This is a genomic window from Exiguobacterium sp. s70 (assembly GCF_018618315.1).
GTDB classification, from domain to species: Bacteria; Bacillota; Bacilli; order Exiguobacteriales; family Exiguobacteriaceae; genus Exiguobacterium; species Exiguobacterium chiriqhucha.
The window spans coordinates 1-18600 of sequence record NZ_JACSLV010000009.1; the positions used below are offsets into that span (position 1 = coordinate 1).

Annotated in this window: 22 protein-coding genes; 21 read left to right on the top strand and 1 reads right to left on the bottom strand. The window is 49.1% G+C overall.

Features of this window, described 5'->3' with window-relative positions; genetic code table 11:
* Positions 1-156 precede the first annotated feature (156 nt).
* The 9 genes from KNP84_RS14550 (at position 157) to rsmI (ending at position 6666) form a co-directional block, all read left to right on the top strand.
* Positions 157-1578: an aminotransferase class I/II-fold pyridoxal phosphate-dependent enzyme gene (locus KNP84_RS14550; RefSeq protein WP_021065765.1), complete on the top strand. Its 1422-nt coding sequence runs from the start codon at positions 157-159 to the stop codon at positions 1576-1578.
* 2 nt (positions 1579-1580) lie between these two features.
* On the top strand, positions 1581-2219 hold the full coding sequence (gene tmk, locus KNP84_RS14555; RefSeq protein WP_029594396.1) for a dTMP kinase: 639 nt from the start codon (positions 1581-1583) through the stop codon (positions 2217-2219).
* The gene (locus KNP84_RS14560) at positions 2219-2548 is read left to right on the top strand and encodes a cyclic-di-AMP receptor (RefSeq protein ID WP_029594397.1); all 330 of its coding nucleotides are present in this window, start codon (positions 2219-2221) and stop codon (positions 2546-2548) included. The genes tmk and KNP84_RS14560 overlap by 1 nt, the downstream gene beginning before the upstream one ends.
* A 17-nt stretch (positions 2549-2565) precedes the next feature.
* Positions 2566-3558, top strand: a complete 993-nt coding sequence (locus tag KNP84_RS14565; protein ID WP_034796952.1) for a DNA polymerase — start codon at positions 2566-2568, stop codon at positions 3556-3558.
* Between the two features lie 6 nt (positions 3559-3564).
* Positions 3565-4395: a PSP1 domain-containing protein gene (locus KNP84_RS14570; RefSeq protein WP_021065761.1), complete on the top strand. Its 831-nt coding sequence runs from the start codon at positions 3565-3567 to the stop codon at positions 4393-4395.
* Between the two features lie 23 nt (positions 4396-4418).
* Positions 4419-4754 (top strand): DNA replication initiation control protein YabA, encoded by a 336-nt coding sequence (gene yabA, locus KNP84_RS14575; RefSeq protein ID WP_021065760.1) that lies wholly within the window; start codon positions 4419-4421, stop codon positions 4752-4754.
* Between the two features lie 65 nt (positions 4755-4819).
* Positions 4820-5554 (top strand): tRNA1(Val) (adenine(37)-N6)-methyltransferase, encoded by a 735-nt coding sequence (locus KNP84_RS14580; RefSeq protein WP_021065759.1) that lies wholly within the window; start codon positions 4820-4822, stop codon positions 5552-5554.
* Positions 5547-5825: a GIY-YIG nuclease family protein gene (locus KNP84_RS14585; protein ID WP_021065758.1), complete on the top strand. Its 279-nt coding sequence runs from the start codon at positions 5547-5549 to the stop codon at positions 5823-5825. The genes KNP84_RS14580 and KNP84_RS14585 overlap by 8 nt, the downstream gene beginning before the upstream one ends.
* The gene (rsmI, locus tag KNP84_RS14590) at positions 5797-6666 is read left to right on the top strand and encodes a 16S rRNA (cytidine(1402)-2'-O)-methyltransferase (RefSeq protein ID WP_215115046.1); all 870 of its coding nucleotides are present in this window, start codon (positions 5797-5799) and stop codon (positions 6664-6666) included. Before KNP84_RS14585 ends, rsmI begins: the two co-directional genes overlap by 29 nt.
* A gap of 16 nt (positions 6667-6682) precedes the next feature.
* Here the strand turns inward: rsmI and KNP84_RS14595 are convergent, their stop codons facing one another.
* Complete coding sequence (locus KNP84_RS14595; RefSeq protein ID WP_012727742.1) at positions 6683-6976, bottom strand: transition state genes transcriptional regulator AbrB; 294 nt, start codon at positions 6974-6976, stop codon at positions 6683-6685.
* A gap of 329 nt (positions 6977-7305) precedes the next feature.
* On the opposite strand from KNP84_RS14595, the gene metG reads away from it, so the two are divergent.
* The 12 genes from metG to pth all read left to right on the top strand — a co-directional run bounded on the left by metG (position 7306) and on the right by pth (position 18597).
* Positions 7306-9267: a methionine--tRNA ligase gene (metG, locus tag KNP84_RS14600; RefSeq protein ID WP_214838191.1), complete on the top strand. Its 1962-nt coding sequence runs from the start codon at positions 7306-7308 to the stop codon at positions 9265-9267.
* Between the two features lie 53 nt (positions 9268-9320).
* Positions 9321-10088: a TatD family hydrolase gene (locus tag KNP84_RS14605; protein ID WP_214838188.1), complete on the top strand. Its 768-nt coding sequence runs from the start codon at positions 9321-9323 to the stop codon at positions 10086-10088.
* On the top strand, positions 10088-11398 hold the full coding sequence (locus KNP84_RS14610) for a 3D domain-containing protein (RefSeq protein WP_251131263.1): 1311 nt from the start codon (positions 10088-10090) through the stop codon (positions 11396-11398). Before KNP84_RS14605 ends, KNP84_RS14610 begins: the two co-directional genes overlap by 1 nt.
* A complete protein-coding gene (gene rnmV / locus KNP84_RS14615) occupies positions 11391-11951 on the top strand; it encodes a ribonuclease M5 (RefSeq protein WP_021065753.1) in 561 nt (186 codons plus the stop codon). The genes KNP84_RS14610 and rnmV overlap by 8 nt, the downstream gene beginning before the upstream one ends.
* Positions 11948-12826 (top strand): 16S rRNA (adenine(1518)-N(6)/adenine(1519)-N(6))-dimethyltransferase RsmA, encoded by an 879-nt coding sequence (gene rsmA / locus KNP84_RS14620; protein ID WP_214838182.1) that lies wholly within the window; start codon positions 11948-11950, stop codon positions 12824-12826. Before rnmV ends, rsmA begins: the two co-directional genes overlap by 4 nt.
* Before the next feature lie 82 nt (positions 12827-12908).
* The gene (locus tag KNP84_RS14625) at positions 12909-13145 is read left to right on the top strand and encodes a Veg family protein (RefSeq protein ID WP_021065751.1); all 237 of its coding nucleotides are present in this window, start codon (positions 12909-12911) and stop codon (positions 13143-13145) included.
* A gap of 100 nt (positions 13146-13245) precedes the next feature.
* Entirely contained in the window at positions 13246-14109 is an 864-nt protein-coding gene (ispE, locus tag KNP84_RS14630) for a 4-(cytidine 5'-diphospho)-2-C-methyl-D-erythritol kinase (protein ID WP_034796941.1), read from the top strand.
* Between the two features lie 73 nt (positions 14110-14182).
* Positions 14183-15007 carry a pur operon repressor gene (purR, locus tag KNP84_RS14635; protein WP_021065749.1) on the top strand — a complete coding sequence of 275 codons (825 nt, stop codon included), beginning with the start codon at positions 14183-14185 and terminating at the stop codon, positions 15005-15007.
* 135 nt (positions 15008-15142) lie between these two features.
* Positions 15143-15442 (top strand): septation regulator SpoVG, encoded by a 300-nt coding sequence (gene spoVG, locus KNP84_RS14640; protein ID WP_021065748.1) that lies wholly within the window; start codon positions 15143-15145, stop codon positions 15440-15442.
* Between the two features lie 184 nt (positions 15443-15626).
* Positions 15627-16982 (top strand): bifunctional UDP-N-acetylglucosamine diphosphorylase/glucosamine-1-phosphate N-acetyltransferase GlmU, encoded by a 1356-nt coding sequence (gene glmU, locus KNP84_RS14645; protein WP_021065747.1) that lies wholly within the window; start codon positions 15627-15629, stop codon positions 16980-16982.
* 45 nt (positions 16983-17027) lie between these two features.
* Positions 17028-17984 carry a ribose-phosphate diphosphokinase gene (locus KNP84_RS14650; RefSeq protein ID WP_021065746.1) on the top strand — a complete coding sequence of 319 codons (957 nt, stop codon included), beginning with the start codon at positions 17028-17030 and terminating at the stop codon, positions 17982-17984.
* 55 nt (positions 17985-18039) lie between these two features.
* Positions 18040-18597: an aminoacyl-tRNA hydrolase gene (pth, locus tag KNP84_RS14655; protein WP_058765144.1), complete on the top strand. Its 558-nt coding sequence runs from the start codon at positions 18040-18042 to the stop codon at positions 18595-18597.
* Positions 18598-18600 lie beyond the last annotated feature (3 nt).

The window sequence follows — 18600 nt, forward strand, 5'->3', positions numbered from 1 at the left end:
CACGGAAGTTAAGCGCTTCAGCGCCGAAAGTAGTTGGGGGTCTCCCCCTGTGAGGATAGGACGTTGCCAGGCCAACGCGAAAGACGATCAAGCATCCGCTTGATCGTCTCTTTTTGTATATAAGTCGCATCTATTTCGGATAGGAAGGTTGCCTATATGACTCGAAAACCTAAACATAATCCTTTCACATTTATGGAAACATTGGAGCAACATGTACGCGAAGATCGTGTCTCTTTTCATGTACCTGGTCATCACAATGGAACAGTAAGAGATGAGAAACTTCCGACTGTATTCCAAAAAATAATGCCGTACGATTTAACAGAACTCGGACACTTGGATGATTTACACCATGCTGAAGGTATTATTCTAGAAGGAGAGAGGGCGCTAGGATCTCTTTATCAAAGTAAAAGTAAATGGTTAGTGAATGGTTCAACGGCGGGAAACTGGAGTCTGTTGGCAGCAACTGTGAAACGGGGAGAACGAGTATATGTACAACGTAATTCCCACAAATCCGTGTGGAACGCCATTGAGTGGCTCGGTTTAGAACCCATTTTACTCACTCCTGAATTAGATAGAGGGAGCAGTTTACCGACTGTCGTCACATTAGAAACAATTCAAGATGCTGTCACGCAGTACCCAGGTGGGAAGGCCCTCCTACTGACGTCTCCTACTTATTACGGAGATATGGCAAACATCCCGGAGATCAGTGCTTATTTGCGTCCGTTGCATATTCCTCTCTTAGTTGATGAAGCACATGGCGCACATTTGATTCATCCTACATTTCCAAAGCGATCCGCTATTTTCGAAGGAGCTAGCGCCGTTGTCCAGTCTGCTCATAAAACCCTTCCAGCGCTCACGATGGGTGCTTGGGTCCACTATAAGGAAGAGATTAATGAGAAACGTTTATTTCATGCACTCTCTTCTTTTCAAACGTCTAGTCCGTCTTATTTGATTATGGCTTCACTCGATTACGCTAGAGAGTATCTCGAAAATTTGAGTGAACGAGATTGGACACATATTCAAAAAAGTCATTTCGCATTCATCATGGAAATGAGACGAGCTGGCTTTTCAATCAAAGTGGGCGATGATTTTACCAAAATGACCGTACTGACATATCCGAAAAATGGTCTCATCTTTAGTCAACATTTGGCGTCAATCGGTATTGATGCGGAACTAGCTGCAGAAGATCATGTGTTATTCTGCCTGCCGTTAAGGGAATTAAAAAGCCAAGAGATTCAACATTGGGTAAAACTGATTAAAAATGCATCACAACATGTCCCGCTCATTGTCGAAGATGAAACAATTTATCCTTACCCGATGACAGAACGTGTTTCGGTGTTGCATGCTATTTCAGATGATGCAGATATCATTCGCAAATCGTTTGAACAAGCAATAGGAGCCGTCGCTGCAGAAACCGTTATTCCTTATCCACCAGGAATTCCGTGGATACTAAGAGGAGAAGTCATCACACACGAGAAAATTAGGGTATTGAATGAATGGATTTCACTAGGACGGAACCTTCAAGCGAGTAGGCATGTTATGATGAAACAAATTGATGTTATCGTAGAGGAGTTTTAATCGTGAAAGGTATGTTTATTACTGTAGAAGGTCCCGACGGTTCGGGGAAAACCACGCAGTTGCAATTGTTAGTTCGTTCATTGACTGAAAAAGGATACGAAGTAGTCGTCACTCGAGAACCAGGAGGGACCAAAGTCGGAAACAGTATTCGAGAGGTCTTATTATCACCAGAACATGATGAAATGACCCCACGCGTCGAGATGATGCTGTATGCCGCGTCCCGTGCCCAAAACATCGATCAAGTGATTCGACCTGCTCTTAAACGAGGGGCGATTGTTGTGTGTGATCGATTTGTCGATGCCTCGATTGCCTATCAAGGATATGGACTCCAATATGATTTGAATCAAATTCTATCACTGAACGAGTGGGCAACGGCCGGGATTAAACCCGATTTGACTTTCCTCTTTGATTTGACCCCTGATCAAGCGAGCCGTCGCATGAAAGATCGAGGTCAATTAGACCGTATCGAGAGCCGAGATGAGTCTTTCCATCAACGCGTATACGATGGGTTCAAAAAAATATTAGAACAACATCCGGATCGGATGGTTCGTATCGATGCGAACGCTACAATTGAAATGATTCAAGATGAAGTGTTAGACATTACGTTAGAACGATTAAATGAAAGAGGAGTGACGCAATGATGAAGATGGTAATCGCGATTGTACATGATAAGGACAGTGCTCGGTTGTCAGATGCTTTAATCGAAGAGGACTTCCGCGCAACAAAATTAGCCACAACGGGAGGCTTTTTGAAAGAAGGTAACACAACGTTCATGATTGGTGTACCAAAAGAACGGTTAGATGATTTGCTCGCGCTAATCAAATCGAATTGCTCGAGCCGAGATCAAATGATCACGCCGATTTCACCGATGGGCGGTCACGCTGATTCATATATTCCGTATCCGGTAGAAGTACAAGTTGGCGGAGCGACTGTGTTCGTCTTGCCGATTGAAGGATTCCATCAGTTTTAATGGGAACGGTCACGAATATGAGCTTTCAAGAGTTAGCGAAATCTCAAACGGTTATCGCCAAAGTGATTGAAAATTCGATTGTCGCTCAAAAGGTGGGTCACGCCTATATTTTCTCAGGAGATTATGAACCTTATTTAATTGAGACGGCGCAACTGTTTGCAAAATCCCTTTTTTGCGAGTCGCCTGACGGAGTAGAGCCCTGTGGCAGTTGTCGAAACTGTAGACGGATGGATTCGGGGAACCTCGTCGACTATATGGAAGTGGAACCGGATGGGGCCAGTATCAAAAAAGAACAAGTTCAACAATTGTTGAGCGACTTGTCGCTACGTGGAGCAGAAGGGGACCGTCAAATATATGTCATTCATCAAGCGCATAAAATGACACCTCAGGCGGCCAACAGTCTCTTAAAATTTTTCGAAGAACCGGGCGTTGGGAAACTGGCCATCTTGGTCACGACCCAGCCGCAACTCTTATTACCAACCATTCGCTCGCGGGCTCAGCATTTAGTGTTTCGACCGATTGATCGAGAACGGCTTGTGGAAACGTTGGTCGCAGACGTGCAATGTACGAGCGATTTAGCACGTCTTGCTTTAGAGACATATCCGAAATTCGAAGACGCCCGTGAGGCGCTTCACAACGACTGGTTTGTACAGGCGTATGGGCTAGTGGTACAATTAGTTGAAGTGTTGACAAAACGCCCGCAAGAATTGCTTTTATTCGCCCAAGAAAAATGGCTCGGTCATTTTAAAGGGCGGAATGAATTGCGAGTCGGTCTCGAGCTGTTCGGAAATTGGTTGGAGCAAGCGCTCCACTTCAAAGTGCGAACAGACTATGTTCCGGAGTTGTTTACGAAAGAACAAGCGCTATATACCGCGTTTGTAAAAGATCGTCCGGTTCATAAAATCGTCCATGCTATTGAATCTGTCCATGAGGCGATTCGACGGCTTGAGGCAAACGTCAATCCTCAATTAACGTTCGAACGGTTAACGTTCGATTTGCAGAAAGGATAGGAGAGCGTGCTTGAAGTAGTCGGAGTCCGTTTTAAAGAAGCGGGAAAAATCTATTACTTTTCACCAGGCGAAGCAACGCTTGAACGTGGAGACCATGTCATCGTAGAGACGGTACGAGGCATCGAATACGGTGAAGTCGTCCAAGTTGGTAAGCAACTGGGTGAAGACGAAGTAGTATTGCCGTTAAAGACAATCCTTCGTGTCGCCGATCAAAAAGATGCCGAAATCGTTCAAGACAATCGATTGGCAGCATTTGACGCTCACGCCGTCTGTGAAGAAAAAATTCGTGAACATCGACTTGAAATGAAGTTAGTAGATGTTGAGTATACATTTGATCGTAATAAAGTCATCTTTTATTTCACGGCAGAAGGGCGCGTTGATTTTCGGGAACTCGTCAAAGATTTAGCAAGTGTGTTTCGCACCCGAATCGAACTCCGTCAAATTGGAGTTCGGGACGAAGCGAAACTGCTGAGCGGAATCGGGCCTTGTGGTCGTGTGTTGTGCTGCTCCTCGTTTTTAGGGGAATTTGAGCCGGTATCGATTAAGATGGCCAAGGATCAGAACTTATCCTTGAATCCGAATAAAATCTCCGGTGTGTGTGGTCGTCTCATGTGCTGTCTGAAATACGAGAATGATACGTATGAAGAATTGAAGCGGGATTTACCAGACGTCGGAAAACGAATCAAAATTCCAGAAGGTGACGGACGTGTCATCGGTCTCAATATCTTGGATCAATTGATTCAAGTCGAGTTGAATGATCGGACCCGTGTTGTGACGTATACAATCGACGAGCTCGTCGAGGTCGGTGCAGTCAAACGAAAACCGTCGAAACAGTGATGGGGTGCTGAGCAGTGGAAAGAATGGATAAAAAGGAAGTCATGATGCGGGTCGATGCGATCGAGCAACAAATGCAATTGTTGACGGAGCATTTAGGGGTGCTCAAAGAGCAACTCGCCTATTTGCTCGAAGAAAACCAACACATGTATCTCGAAAACCATCATTTGCGTGAAAAAGTGGAGCAACTTGCAGAAGTCGAGACGCCTGATGGGGATCCCCAAATTGCGTTGTCCGGAAAAGGACAGAACAATCTGGCGGCGCTATACCAAGAAGGATTTCACATTTGTAATTTGCATTATGGACAAGTTAGAAAAGACGGAGACTGTCTCTTCTGCATGTCGATGCTAAATAAACATTAATAAGGGGCGATAGACGGGGGTATTCCCGTCCGTCGCCTTTGTACGTTATGTAGGAGGGAAATGGCGTGACTGTTAAACAAGGTGAACGTCTTGATGATTTGTTAGGGCGTCCCGGCAAGATCATTCAAAGTGATGACGTTTTTTCATTTTCATTGGATGCCGTATTACTCGCCGAATTTGTATGGGTGCCGATTCAAAAAGGGAAGCTCGTCGATTTGTGCGCCGGCACGGGGGCGATTCCGCTCTTTTTATCATATCGAACGAAAGGGACGGTCACGGGTGTTGAAATCCAGCCTCGCCTCGTCGACATGGCCAATCGCAGCATTGCCATCAATGAGTTGGACGAGAGGCTCCACATCGTTGAAGGGGACGTGAAAACCGCTGCAAGTCGATTAGGACATGCCCGTTATGATGTTGTCACGTGCAATCCCCCTTATTTTTTGGCGAACGAGACATCGTTACGCAATCAAAATGAACATCATACGATTGCACGCCATGAAGTCCTTTGCACTCTAGAAGATTGTATTCGTTCAGCCAGTCAACTCGTCAAACCGGGTGGGAAAGTGGCCTTCGTCCATCGTCCAGAACGATTACTCGACATTCTGACGCTCATGCGGGCGTATCGGATTGAACCAAAGCGAATGCAACTCGTTTATCCGAAGCAAGGTCGAGACGCGAACACATTGTTAATAGAGGGGTCGAAAGATGGAAAAGCAGGGCTCACAATCTTACCTCCGTTTATCGTTTATGAGGAAGATGACACGTATACGAGCGACATGCGGGCAATCCTCGATGCGTAAGCACTTTGCCTATATTCTCGAGTGCAACGATGGCACGTACTATACCGGATATACGACGGATGTGGATAAGCGGATGGAAGTGCATAACAACGGAAAAGGTGCGAAATATACACGGGCTCGTCTCCCGGTGACGTTGCGATATGTCAGGTCGTTTGCGACCAAACGCGAAGCCATGCAGTACGAATGGTCCATCAAACAACTCACGCGGGCTCAAAAACAGCAATTGATGGAGGGAACGAGTAATGAACTCACAGAAAAGTTACCAGACTGATGGGCCCACGCTCTATGTTGTGCCGACGCCGATTGGAAATTTAGAAGACATGACGTATCGGGCGGTTCGAATTTTAGGAGAAGTCGATTTGATTGCGGCTGAAGACACGCGCCAAACGATGAAACTCTGTCGCCATTTCGGCATTGAGACGAAACTGGTCAGCTACCATGAGCATAATAAGCACGTGAGTGGCCCTCGCTTAATCGAAGATATCGAGGCGGGCAAGTCGGTCGCCGTGGTCTCAGACGCTGGCATGCCGGGTATCTCAGACCCTGGGAGTGACCTCGTGAGGTTGGCCATTCAAGCGAGGCTCCCCGTCGTCGTACTCCCTGGAGCGAACGCAGCATTGACGGCTCTTATCGCCTCTGGTCTTGCGACCGAGCGGTTTTTGTATTATGGATTTTTGCCCCGTAAAAAGAAAGAGCGACTCGATGTGTTGTCATCCTTACAATATGAACCGGGCACCATCATTTTTTATGAAGCACCACATCGGTTAAAAGAGATGCTGACCGGGATTCAAGACGTGTTCGGCAATCGGAAACTCGTTCTCGGACGAGAGTTGACGAAAACGTTTGAAGAGTTTTTACGAGGGACGGTAGAAGAGGCGTTGGTCTGGTGCGAAGGCGAAGTACGCGGCGAATTCGTCGTCATGGTGGAAGGATCGACGGAAGCGGCACCGACACACGATTGGTGGGAGGCGCTATCGCCCCTCGAGCACGTCGACCGTTACATTGAGGACGGCTTAAAACCAAACGCTGCCATTAAACAAGCCGCTAAAGAGCGGGGTCTGTCACGGAGTGAAGTGTATGACGCGTATCATCAAGTCGACAAAAAAGAGTAAGCAAGGAATCCCTTGCTTACTCTTCGCTATAGTAGTTTTCGAGCATGTTTTTCAACTCGACGAGAACGCGTTGTGCGCCTTCTGGTGAAAGGATCAATTTACCGTCAGCCAACTTGAAGTTGTCATCCGATACTTCGCCCGTCACTTGGCAAGTCATGTTCGGTTTGTATTTTTTCAACACGATTTGATCGTTGTCGACGTAGATTTCAAGTGCATCTTTCTCAGCGATCCCGAGTGTGCGGCGCAATTCGATTGGAATGACGACACGACCGAGCTCATCAACTTTCCGTACGATACCTGTAGATTTCATTTTGTGTTTCCTCCTCCAATGGTGTCGAAATCTCTTGGTGACATGAGTCGTCAAAATTCGACAATGTTACTACAGCAAAAAGCATACTAAACTTTCCAATTGTAGTCAACTGCTTACTATTGGAAATCTACATTTTCGAAAAATGACGATGTAGGAGCGATATATACCTAAAATTCCCCGAAAGTTAGGACCTGAAACAAAGAAAGGGTTTTTTTGGAACATATTTTATGAGATAACAACAAAAAAATTCCAAACAATTGGTTTGGAAATTCTTTTGTCGAACCGTGTATAATGGAAATTGCAAATGTCGAAAGGATGGAGAACATACAATGGCGAAGCCTACTTTTTATATTACGACTCCGATTTACTATCCGAGTGCCAAACTACACATCGGTCACGCTTATACGACGGTGGCCGGCGATGCGATCGCGCGCTATAAGCGTTTGAAAGGTTTTGACGTTCGTTATTTGACTGGGACGGATGAACACGGTCAAAAAATTCAAGAAAAAGCGAAAGAAGCCGGTGTGACACCGCAAGCGTTCGTGGATGAAGTTGTCAAAGACATCAAAGTGTTATGGGACCGTCTCGAAATCTCATATGATGACTACATCCGTACAACAGACGCACGCCACAAAGCTGTCGTCGAGCATGTGTTCGAGACGCTTCTTAAAAATGATGATATTTATCTCGGAGAGTATGAAGGTTGGTACTCGATTCCTGATGAGACGTATTATACGGAGTCTCAGCTCATCGACGGGAAGAGCCCGGACAGCGGCCACCCAGTCGAACTCGTACGCGAAGAGTGTTACTTCTTCCGTCTCAGCAAGTATGCGGATCGTTTGATCGAGTACTTCGAGTCGCACCCTGACTTCATCTTGCCAGAATCGCGCAAAACGGAGATGATCAACAACTTCTTGAAGCCGGGTCTTCAAGACTTGGCTGTCTCACGGACGACGTTTGACTGGGGTGTACAAGTCCCATCGAACCCGAAGCATGTCGTATACGTATGGGTCGATGCCCTTACGAACTATATCTCTGCCCTCGGCTACGGGTCGGACAACGACGAGTTGTTCAACCGCTATTGGCCAGCCGACGTCCATTTGGTCGGAAAAGAGATCGTCCGGTTCCATACAATCATTTGGCCAGCGTTGCTCATGGCGCTTGACCTCCCGTTACCGAAACAAGTTTTCGCACATGGTTGGTTGCTCATGAAAGACGGCAAAATGTCGAAATCAAAAGGCAACGTGGTCGACCCGATTCCACTGATCGACCGATACGGACTCGACTCGCTCCGCTACTATCTTCTTCGTGAAGTTCCATTCGGGGCAGACGGCACGTTCACACCGGAAGCATTCGTTGATCGCTTGAACTTTGATCTTGCGAACGACCTCGGGAACCTGCTCAACCGGACCGTGGCCATGATTAAGAAGTATTTTGATGGTGAAATTCCTGCTTATGCGGGCAATGTAACGGAATTCGATGCCTCATTGCTTCAAGTCGTCAACGAGACGAAAGCGAAGACGGAAGCGGCTATGGAACACATGGAGTTTTCGGTAGCGCTCACAAGCATTTGGCAACTCGTCAGCCGTGCCAACAAATACATTGATGAGACGCAACCGTGGGTTCTCGCGAAGGACGAAACGAAGCATGACGAACTGGCGTCGGTGATGACTCACCTCGCCGGCGTCCTCCGTCACGTCGCGGTGATGATTCAGCCGTTCATGACACGGGCGCCGAAAGAGATGTTCCGTCAGCTCGGTCTCGAAGGAAAAGATATGTCATGGGAAGCGCTCGATACGTTCGCAGCCTTCGATGGAGCCGTCGTCACAGACGGGACACCGATTTTCCCGCGTCGTGACGTCAAAGAAGAAGTCGATGCGATTCAAGAAATGATGCGTCAAGCGTCGCAAGCTCGTGTCGAAGAAGCCGAAGCGGAAGCGGGCGACGTCGAAGATGAGGACATGCGTCCGGAAATCACGATTGACGTCTTTGACCAAGTCGAGTTCCGCGTCGGCCAAATCGTCGAAGCCGATAAAATCAAGAAGGCGAAGAAGTTGTTGAAACTTCAAGTCGATCTTGGCGGGGAGACGCGTCAAATCGTCTCGGGTATCGCGGAATGGTATACGCCGGAAGACTTGGTTGGCAAGAAAGTCATCGTTGTCGCCAACTTGAAGCCGGTCAAACTGCGTGGCGAATTGTCACAAGGGATGATTTTAGCGGCTGATAAAGACGGCAAGCTTGAACTTGCGACCGTATCTGAGAATATGCCGAACGGGGCCATCGTCAAATAATCGTTTGGGGGAGACTTCGGTCTCCCTCTTTGTCTATACAAGGAGGAACCATCATGTTGATTGATACACACACACATATCAATGCCGAACAGTTCAATGAAGACGTCGAAGCGACGATTGAACGGGCTCGTGCTGCGGGCGTTTCCCCGATGCTCGTCGTCGGGTTCGACAATCCGACCATCACGCGTGCCATCGAGCTCGCGGAAACGTATGAAGACATTTACGCGATCGTCGGCTGGCACCCGGTCGACGCCGTCGATTGCACGGAGGCCGATTTGGCAAGAATCGAGATATTGATGGATCATCCGAAAGTGATGGCGCTCGGGGAGATCGGGCTCGACTATCATTGGGACAAATCACCTAAAGATGTCCAACAGCGCGTGTTCCGGCAACAAATCGCCATCGCGAAACGGACGAATATGCCGATCGTGATTCACAATCGGGAAGCGACCGCCGACGTACTCGATATTTTAGAGGAAGAACACGCCGAAGAGGTCGGTGGTGTGTTCCATAGTTACAGCATGTCCGTCGAACTGTTGGAGCGCTGTCTGCGTTTGAACTTCTATATTTCTCTTGGGGGACCGGTGACGTTCAAGAATGCGAAAGTACCGAAAGCGGTGGCACAACAAGTCCCGCTCGATCGACTCCTCGTAGAGACAGACTGTCCGTATTTAACGCCGACGCCGTTCCGTGGCAAGCGGAACGAACCGGCTTACGTCACGTATGTCGCCGAAGAGATTGCATCGCTACGTGACATGTCTTACGACGCACTTGCTGAGGCGACGACCGCTAATGCGAAGCGCCTGTTCCGTCTCCCATGATGTTCAGACGGATCGTGTTAAGCGTCGGCGTCGTGGCCACCGCTGTGTTCGCCTATATGGCGATGCAACCAGAACCTGTCACCATCATCGATGACGGAGTGACGATGGTGCATGAGAGTCGGGGCGAGTCGGTGTTAGATGTGCTTGAAGAGACGGGGATTGTCGTTGACGAGTCAGACGTCGTGACGCCGGCTTTGAGTGCGGATATCCCGCTCGACCGAGTTATTCAGATTGAGCGGGCCCGTACCGTCTCGCTACAAATTGGTTACGGACAAATCGAAACGGTTGAGACGCGTGAACGGACTGTCGAAGACGTGTTGCTTCGTTATGGAGTGAGTGTCCGTGACGGGGACGATGTGTACCCGGGCGTCCGTACCCCGATTACATCGGGTATGACCATCCGGTATCAGCCTGTCGTCGCACTCGATGTCATTGTCGGCGCTGAGGCGAAGACGGTTCATACGATGGCTCAAACTGTCGAGCAGGCGCTACAGGAGGCGAATGTGACGGTTTCTGACAAGGATACTGTCGAACCGGCTCTGGCGACACCAGTGCGAGACGGGATGACAATCACGGTCAACGTGAGTCGAGACGTCGTGCAGTATGAGAATCGACTCATCCCATTTGAAATCGTCAGAGAAGAGGACGACACGCTTGCGCTCGGAGAAACCGAGGTTGTTCAAGTCGGTGTCCCTGGACTCGAACGGACGCGGTATGCACTGACAGTGGAAAATGGTACAATTACAAATCGGACCGAAACAAGCGTGGAAACGCTGCGAACCGTGCGCCCTCAAATCATAAAACTTGGAACGAGAATCGTAGCTGAACCAGAGGCGAATCAAGAGACCGAGCAAGAACAAGAGGAGACGGCAACGACCGAACCGTCGAGCCCGTTTCGAGAGGAAGCAGAGATTAAAATCGAAGAGACGCCTCGAGCCGAGGACGTCTTAGATTTCACCTCTGCGAAACAGCTTCTCGTCGAGGCGACGGCGTATACGAACAATGCGGAAGATACGATCACGTTTGACGGCAGGGTACTGACGCGCAGCGGTTATGATGTGACGGACACGATTCTGTATGAAGGCATGCGAATCATTGCAGTCGATCCAGCCATCATCCCGCTCGGCACACGCGTGTACGTTGAAGGGTTTGGGATGGCGATTGCCTTAGATACAGGCAGTGCCATCAAAGGCAATAAAATCGATGTGATGATGGATTCGAAAGAAGAGGCAGTGACGTTTGGGCGTCAGCCACTCACGATTTGGGTCATCCCCAAGCAAGAAGAGAAAGAAGGAACTGATGATGCGTGAAAAGATACAAGAAGTGATTGTCGTCGAAGGTCGAGACGACACGACGCGGCTACAAGAAGTGTATGACGTCGATACGATTGAGACGAACGGGTCGGCCGTTTCGAAGCAAACAATCGAGCGAATCAAACGTGCCCAAGAGACACGGGGCGTGATTATTTTGACGGACCCGGATTATCCGGGTGACCGAATCCGGGCCATCGTCGAGGAGCAAGTCAAAGGGTGCAAGCATGCCTATCTCCCTCGAGCCGAAGCGAAAGACAAGCGCGGTAAAATCGGGGTCGAGCATGCTTCTCCAGCGACGATTCGCCGTGTGCTCGAAGCGTTGTATGAACAGCGGGTTGAGACGGACATGCCGCTCGTCACCCGTCAGATGGTGCTCGAAGCTGATTTGATTGGCGGACCAGACGCGGCGCGGCGGCGCAAACGACTCGGGGTGTTACTTCGCATTGGTGAACCGAACGCGAAACAGTTTGTGAAACGAGTGGAAGCGTTACGGGTCACGATTGAAGAATGGGAACGAGCACTGGCTCAGTTAGAGGAGGAAAATCATTGAAAGACATCGCCACAATTCAACGCACGAAATCAATTCTAGAACGTCACGGCTTCTCGTTTAAAAAGTCGCTTGGACAGAACTTTTTAATCGATTTAAATATTTTGAATAAAATCGTAGACGCCGCGGAGCTAAGTGAAGCGAGCGGGGTGCTCGAAATCGGTCCCGGTATCGGGTCATTGACGGAACAGTCTGCCAAGCGGGCTAAAAAGGTCGTCGCCCTCGAAATCGACCAACGTCTGCTTCCGATTTTGGAAGACACGATGTCTCCTTATCCACACGTGCATGTCATCCACGGCGATGCGCTCGAACTCGATATTCAATCCATCGTCGAGCGTGAGTTTTTCAGTCAAGGTATCGAAGACATCTCGGTCGTGGCGAACTTGCCGTATTACGTGACGACGCCAATCATCATGCGTTTACTGGAAAGCCAAATCAAGTTCCGTTCACTCGTCATGATGATTCAAAAAGAAGTTGCCGAGCGGATCGGAGCGAAGCCTGGGACAAAAGCATACGGCTCTCTCTCGATTGCAATTCAGTATTACGCAGAGGCGAACGTGAGCTTTATCGTCCCGAAAAGTGTGTTCATGCCGGCGCCGAACGTCGATTCAGCGGTCATCACGTTGAAAATGCGCCCCAAACCGGCGGTCGACGTGAAGGATGAAGCCTTCTTCTTTGAGATTGCCCGTGCCAGTTTCGCGCAACGTCGGAAAACGATTTTGAATAACTTGACGAATCACCTGGGCAAAGATAAAAAAATGGAAATCGAACGTCTCTTGGGTGAGGCTGAAATCGATCCAAAACGGCGAGGCGAAACGCTTTCGCTTGAAGAGTTTGCACGGTTAGCGGACACAATTTTACCACTTAAAAACAGTTGACGACCGGATAGCGAATCGATATAATATTAATCTTTATTTTCATTTCTGAATGTGTTATACTTGTAACAGTGAGGTGAAGCGTATGCCAAAGACGTTGCAAGAAATCAGACAGAAACTCGAATCGCATGTTGGAGAACGATTGACGTTGAAAGCAAACGGCGGTCGTAAGAAAGTCGTTACTCGGTTTGGAACGCTCGTTGAGACGTATCCCGCGGTGTTCGTCGTCAAATTGGATGAAGACCATCATAACGTGGAACGTGTCTCATATAGCTACGCTGATGTCCTAACGGATACAGTTAAAATTGAATTCAGCAATTGAACGATAAATGAGAGGCGGATGCATTGGCAGCTGCTTCTTTTTTTGTGCGCTCGTTTACGGTACAATGGCGAACAGGAGATACATGGGAAGGGTGAACGATATGCGCACGATCAGTGTGAAAGCGCCGGCAAAAATCAATTTGACGCTTGACGTCCTTGGGAAGCGGGCAGATGGCTATCATGAAGTAGAAATGGTAATGACGACAGTGGATTTATCGGATCGACTGGAATTGACCGTCCTTGATACAGACGAGATTCGGATTCAATCTGAACATGCCTATGTGCCGAATGACCACCGGAACTTGGCGTATCGTGCAGCCGAGTTGTTGCGGAAGCGATTTGGCATCAAGCAAGGTGTCGAAATCGTATTGGATAAGCAGATTCCGGTCGCGGCAGGGCTAGCTGGCGGATCGAGTGACGCTGCCGCGACGCTTCGAGGTATGAACGACCTGTTCGACCTCGGCCTGTCGTTAGAAGAGTTGGCCGAACTTGGGGCCGCCGTCGGATCGGACGTATCGTTTTGTGTCATGGGGGGAACAGCCATCGCGCGCGGACGCGGTGAACAGTTAGAGACAATCCCGTCACCGCCACCGTGTTACGTCGTCTTGGCGAAACCGAAAATCGGGGTATCGACGGCCGACGTCTATCGCGCGGTAGAGATGGAGAAGATTGTGCATCCAAACACCGAGGCTATGGTCACGGCGATTCGTGATCGTGATTTTGATGGTATCTGTTCAAACTTAGGCAATGCCCTTGAGGCGGTCACGCTCGAACTTCATCCGGAAGTTCGCCAAATCAAAGAAACGATGCTCCACTGCGGAGCGGATGGGGTGCTCATGAGTGGAAGTGGTCCGACCGTATTCGCACTAATTGAGCATGAACAAAAAGCACATCGTGTCTATAACGGGCTGAAAGGATTTTGTCCTGAAGTGTTCGTCGTTCGGATTCTCGGCAAAAAACATTGAACAAAGACGAATGAGAATGATATATTCTGTTTAGAACATTCGTCTATTATTGAAGAAGTGAAGGGGAATCCGTATGAAAATTCGTAGAAGTGGTCGTCTCGTTGATATGACCCGTTATTTGCTGGACCATCCGCACCAGCTCGTCTCGTTATCGATGTTTTCGAGCCGTTATAAAGCAGCCAAGTCATCCATCAGTGAAGATTTGGTCATTGTCAGTGAAATGTTGGCCCACGATGGCACGGGTAAACTGGTCACGGTGCCAGGAGCGGCCGGTGGCGTCATGTTCATCCCAGGGTGGAGCAAAGACAAGTCGCTCTCGATGATCGACGGGCTATGTGAACAGTTGTCGAAGCCAGAACGGTTGCTCCCAGGAGGTTATCTCTATTTGACAGACGTCCTCGGTAACCCGCGTCAAGTGAAGCCGATGGGCCAAGTCTTCGCCTCGGTGTTCGCTGATCGGAAAGTCGATGTCGTCATGACGATTGCGACGAAAGGGATTCCGCTCGCCTACGCTGTAGCCGAGCAACTCGGGGTACCGTTTGTCATCGTTCGGTCCGATAGTCGTGTCACCGAAGGTTCGACCGTGAGTATCAACTACGTCTCCGGTTCGTCGAAGGCGATTCGCACGATGGCGCTCGCGCGTCGCAGTTTGCCACGTGGCGCGAACGTGCTGTTGATTGACGATTTCATGAAAGCTGGCGGAACGATTCGCGGAATGATGAGTCTCTTGAACGAGTTCGAAGCGAACCTTGCCGGTGTCGGCGTACTTATGGAAGCAGAAGGCGCCGAGAAGAAAATGGTGAGCGAATACGTCAGTTTAATGAAATTGACGAACGTCGACTCGGATGAAGGTCTCGTCACGATTTCGCGTGGAAACGTCGAACAGTTCTTAAAGTGATTGGCAAAAAATTGATTTCGTTTTATGATGAAAGGGTATAAGATTCGTACGAAGTCAATCGGTTCGCTTGGAATCATCTCAGCCTTTTAGAAAGTACACCACGGTCCAGACAACGATGAAAAGGGGATGCGAAACATGCAGATCACAGACGTAAAAATTCGCAAAGTCGCGACGGAAGGTAGAATGAAGGCACTGGCCTCCATTACACTCGACCACGAATTTGTGGTACACGACCTTCGAATCATTGAAGGGAGTACCGGTCTGTTCGTAGCGATGCCGAGCAAGCGGACGCCAGAAGGGATTTTCCGTGACATTGCTCACCCGATTAATGGAGATATGCGTCAGAAAGTCGAGGCTGCCGTTTTAGAGGCGTACGGTCAAGAGGACGTCGCCATCGCCGAGACGCAAGCCCAATATAATGCCATGAACGAGTAATATTTGACAGCGGATGGGGATCCTTCCGCTGCCTTTTTACGTTTCATTGGTTACGAATAGGTACAACGGTTGAAACCGCGTCATGGTTTCGATATAGTAGATACGGTGTAAATAAGGTTTGAATGTATAAAAAACCGAACATTTGAGTACATTACAGTCGATATGAGATAGGAGCGAATCAAGAATGGATCGTTTTGCAGTCATTTTGGCAGCAGGTAAAGGGACGCGCATGAAGTCGAAGCTTTATAAAGTACTTCATCCGGTCCTTGGAAAACCGATGGTCGAACACGTCGTCGATCAACTCGACAAAATCGGGGTCAGTCGTCAAATCGTCATCGTCGGCCATGGGGCTGAAGCGGTACAAGAGACGTTGGGCTCACGCGTGGAGTATGCGGTCCAAGAACAACAGCTCGGTACGGGCCATGCGGTACAGATGGCAGAAGCTGAACTCGCAGGCAAACCTGGCGCGACGCTCGTCGTTTGCGGCGATACACCGCTATTGACAGCGGAAACGCTCGAGGCGTTGTTGGCCCATCACGAGGCGCAACAGGCAAAAGTGACCGTGTTGACTGCGATTGCTGATGATGCGACTGGATATGGCCGCGTCATCCGCGGGGAAGACGGAAATGTCACAAAAGTCGTCGAGCATAAAGATGCGTCTGACACTGAACTAGAGATTCGTGAAATCAACACCGGAACGTACGTGTTCGATAACGAGCTCTTGTTTGATGCATTGAAGCAAGTCGGGAACAACAACGCTCAAGGCGAGTACTACTTGCCGGACGTCATCTCGATTGCGAAAGAAGCAGGCGAAGTCGTGGCAGCACACACGGCGCCGACATTCGATGAAACGATCGGCGTCAACGATCGTGTCGCTCTCTCACAAGCTGAAGCGGTCATGCGCAAGCGGACGAACGAACGCCTCATGCGTGAAGGTGTCACATTCATGGATGCAGCTTCGACATACATCTCACCAGATGCCGTCATCGGTTCGGATACGATCATCTATCCAGGGACGGTCATTCTCGGGAAAACGATTATCGGTTCAGAGTGCGTGATTGGTCCAAATTCAGATATCCGCAATAGCGTCATCGAAGACGGTGCGACGGTTCGTCAATCGGTCGTAAGTGACAGCCGTGTCGGAACTGAAGCACAGGTCGGGCCGTTCGCCCACCTTCGTCAACAAGCAGTCCTCGGCGCGAATACGCGCGTCGGTAACTTCGTGGAAATCAAAAAATCAACGTTCGGAGACGGTGCGAAAGCATCACATCTCAGCTATATCGGAGATGCTTCGATCGGGGAACGCGTCAACCTCGGCTGTGGCTCGATCACGGTCAACTATGACGGCAAGAACAAGTTCGAAACGGTCGTCGAAGCCGATGCATTCGTCGGCTGCAATGTGAACTTGATCGCTCCGGTGAAAGTCGGAAAAGGCTCAATCGTAGCAGCCGGTTCGACGATCACGGATGACGTTCCTGAAGAGGCGCTTGCGATTGCACGCGAACGCCAAACGAATAAAGAAGGTTACACGAAACGATAAGTTGCTGCCTATTATTATGGAAAACGATGGAGGAGAATCCTAAACATGTCTACTGTATATGAACGTGAAATTCGCCTATTTAGCTTAAACTCAAACCGCCCACTCGCCGAAGAGATTGCCAAGGAAATTGGCATCCCGCTCAGCGATTGCCAAGTGAAGCGGTTTAGCGACGGAGAACTTTACATCAACATCGAGGAGAGCGTGCGAGGCGATGATGTGTACATCATTCAATCGACGAGCTCACCGGTGAACGAAACGCTCATGGAGTTACTCGTCATGATCGATGCGTTGAAACGAGCATCGGTTCGGACGATTAACGTGGTCATGCCATACTACGGTTACGCTCGCCAAGACCGCAAGGCGCGCTCACGTGAGCCGATCACAGCGAAACTTGTCGCTGATTTATTGACGGTTGCAGGTGCCACGCGTTTAATCACGATGGACTTGCATGCTGCTCAAATCCAAGGTTTCTTCAATATCCCAGTAGACCAATTATTAGGTGTTCCACTCATCTCGACGTATTTTGAGACAGATGAATTTAAAGCGAAAGACATTGTCGTCGTTTCACCGGACCACGGTGGCGTCACGCGTGCCCGTAAGCTTGCCGAACGCTTGAAGGCTCCAATCGCCATCATCGACAAGCGTCGTCCTGAAGCGAACGTGGCTGAAGTCATGAACATCGTTGGCAGCGTTGAAGGCAAGACGGCCATCTTGATCGATGACATCATCGATACAGCTGGAACAATCACGCTCGCGGCCGATGCCATCGTCCAAGCTGGTGCAAAAGAAGTGTACGCCTCGTGTACACACCCAGTGTTATCTGGACCGGCGATGGAACGGATCGATAACTCGTCAATCAAGGAACTTGTTGTTTTGAACACGATCGATTTAGAAGGTCGCGAATGTTCAAGCAAAATCAAGCAGATGTCGGTTGCCCGTTTGCTTGGAGAAGCGATCATGCGTGTCCACGAGCACAAATCGGTGAGCACACTGTTCGATTAAAAAAACGAGGCCCGAAGGCGTTCGCCTTTGGGCTTTTTTGTTCAGGAGGAATAAGATGAAATGTATCGTCGGCCTCGGGAATCCAGGCAAAAAGTATGAGATGACCCGTCACAACGTCGGATTTTTGGCGATTGATCGCCTTGCCGACAAGCATGGGATCAAACTCGATGAAGCCAAGTTTAAAGCATTGATTGGAACGGGAAGAATCAATGGAGAACGTGTCGTCCTCGTCAAACCGCTCACGTATATGAATTTATCAGGCGAGTCGGTCCGTCCGATTTTAGATTATTATAAGATTGAGATTGACGACTTGCTCGTCATTTATGATGACTTGGACATGGTCCCAGGAAAACTGCGGTTCCGTCCGAAAGGCAGTGCCGGCGGACATAACGGCATCAAGTCGTTGATTCAGCATTTAGGCACACAAGACTTTAAACGTCTGAAACTGGGGATTGGCCGTCCGCCGCATCCGATTAAAGTGGTCGATTGGGTGCTTATGAACTACCGTAAAGAAGACATGCCAGAATTAAATGATACGCTCGATCAAGCTGTGTCCGCCGCAACCGATTTTGTGGATACTGAATGGATTGCGCTCATGAATCGATATAACTAAAGG

Bases quoted from the DNA above. Each gene is read 5' to 3' on its own strand.
- KNP84_RS14550 (WP_021065765.1), top strand. From the start codon at position 157: ATGACTCGAAAACCTAAACATAATCCTTTCACATTTATGGAAACATTG.
- KNP84_RS14560 (WP_029594397.1), top strand. From the start codon at position 2,219: ATGAAGATGGTAATCGCGATTGTACATGATAAGGACAGTGCTCGGTTG.
- KNP84_RS14565 (WP_034796952.1), top strand. From the start codon at position 2,566: ATGAGCTTTCAAGAGTTAGCGAAATCTCAAACGGTTATCGCCAAAGTG.
- yabA (WP_021065760.1), top strand. From the start codon at position 4,419: ATGGATAAAAAGGAAGTCATGATGCGGGTCGATGCGATCGAGCAACAA.
- KNP84_RS14585 (WP_021065758.1), top strand. From the start codon at position 5,547: ATGCGTAAGCACTTTGCCTATATTCTCGAGTGCAACGATGGCACGTAC.
- rsmI (WP_215115046.1), top strand. From the start codon at position 5,797: ATGAACTCACAGAAAAGTTACCAGACTGATGGGCCCACGCTCTATGTT.
- KNP84_RS14595 (WP_012727742.1), bottom strand. From the start codon at position 6,976: ATGAAATCTACAGGTATCGTACGGAAAGTTGATGAGCTCGGTCGTGTC.
- metG (WP_214838191.1), top strand. From the start codon at position 7,306: ATGGCGAAGCCTACTTTTTATATTACGACTCCGATTTACTATCCGAGT.
- KNP84_RS14605 (WP_214838188.1), top strand. From the start codon at position 9,321: ATGTTGATTGATACACACACACATATCAATGCCGAACAGTTCAATGAA.
- KNP84_RS14610 (WP_251131263.1), top strand. From the start codon at position 10,088: ATGTTCAGACGGATCGTGTTAAGCGTCGGCGTCGTGGCCACCGCTGTG.
- rnmV (WP_021065753.1), top strand. From the start codon at position 11,391: ATGCGTGAAAAGATACAAGAAGTGATTGTCGTCGAAGGTCGAGACGAC.
- KNP84_RS14625 (WP_021065751.1), top strand. From the start codon at position 12,909: ATGCCAAAGACGTTGCAAGAAATCAGACAGAAACTCGAATCGCATGTT.
- ispE (WP_034796941.1), top strand. From the start codon at position 13,246: ATGCGCACGATCAGTGTGAAAGCGCCGGCAAAAATCAATTTGACGCTT.
- purR (WP_021065749.1), top strand. From the start codon at position 14,183: ATGAAAATTCGTAGAAGTGGTCGTCTCGTTGATATGACCCGTTATTTG.
- spoVG (WP_021065748.1), top strand. From the start codon at position 15,143: ATGCAGATCACAGACGTAAAAATTCGCAAAGTCGCGACGGAAGGTAGA.
- glmU (WP_021065747.1), top strand. From the start codon at position 15,627: ATGGATCGTTTTGCAGTCATTTTGGCAGCAGGTAAAGGGACGCGCATG.
- KNP84_RS14650 (WP_021065746.1), top strand. From the start codon at position 17,028: ATGTCTACTGTATATGAACGTGAAATTCGCCTATTTAGCTTAAACTCA.
- pth (WP_058765144.1), top strand. From the start codon at position 18,040: ATGAAATGTATCGTCGGCCTCGGGAATCCAGGCAAAAAGTATGAGATG.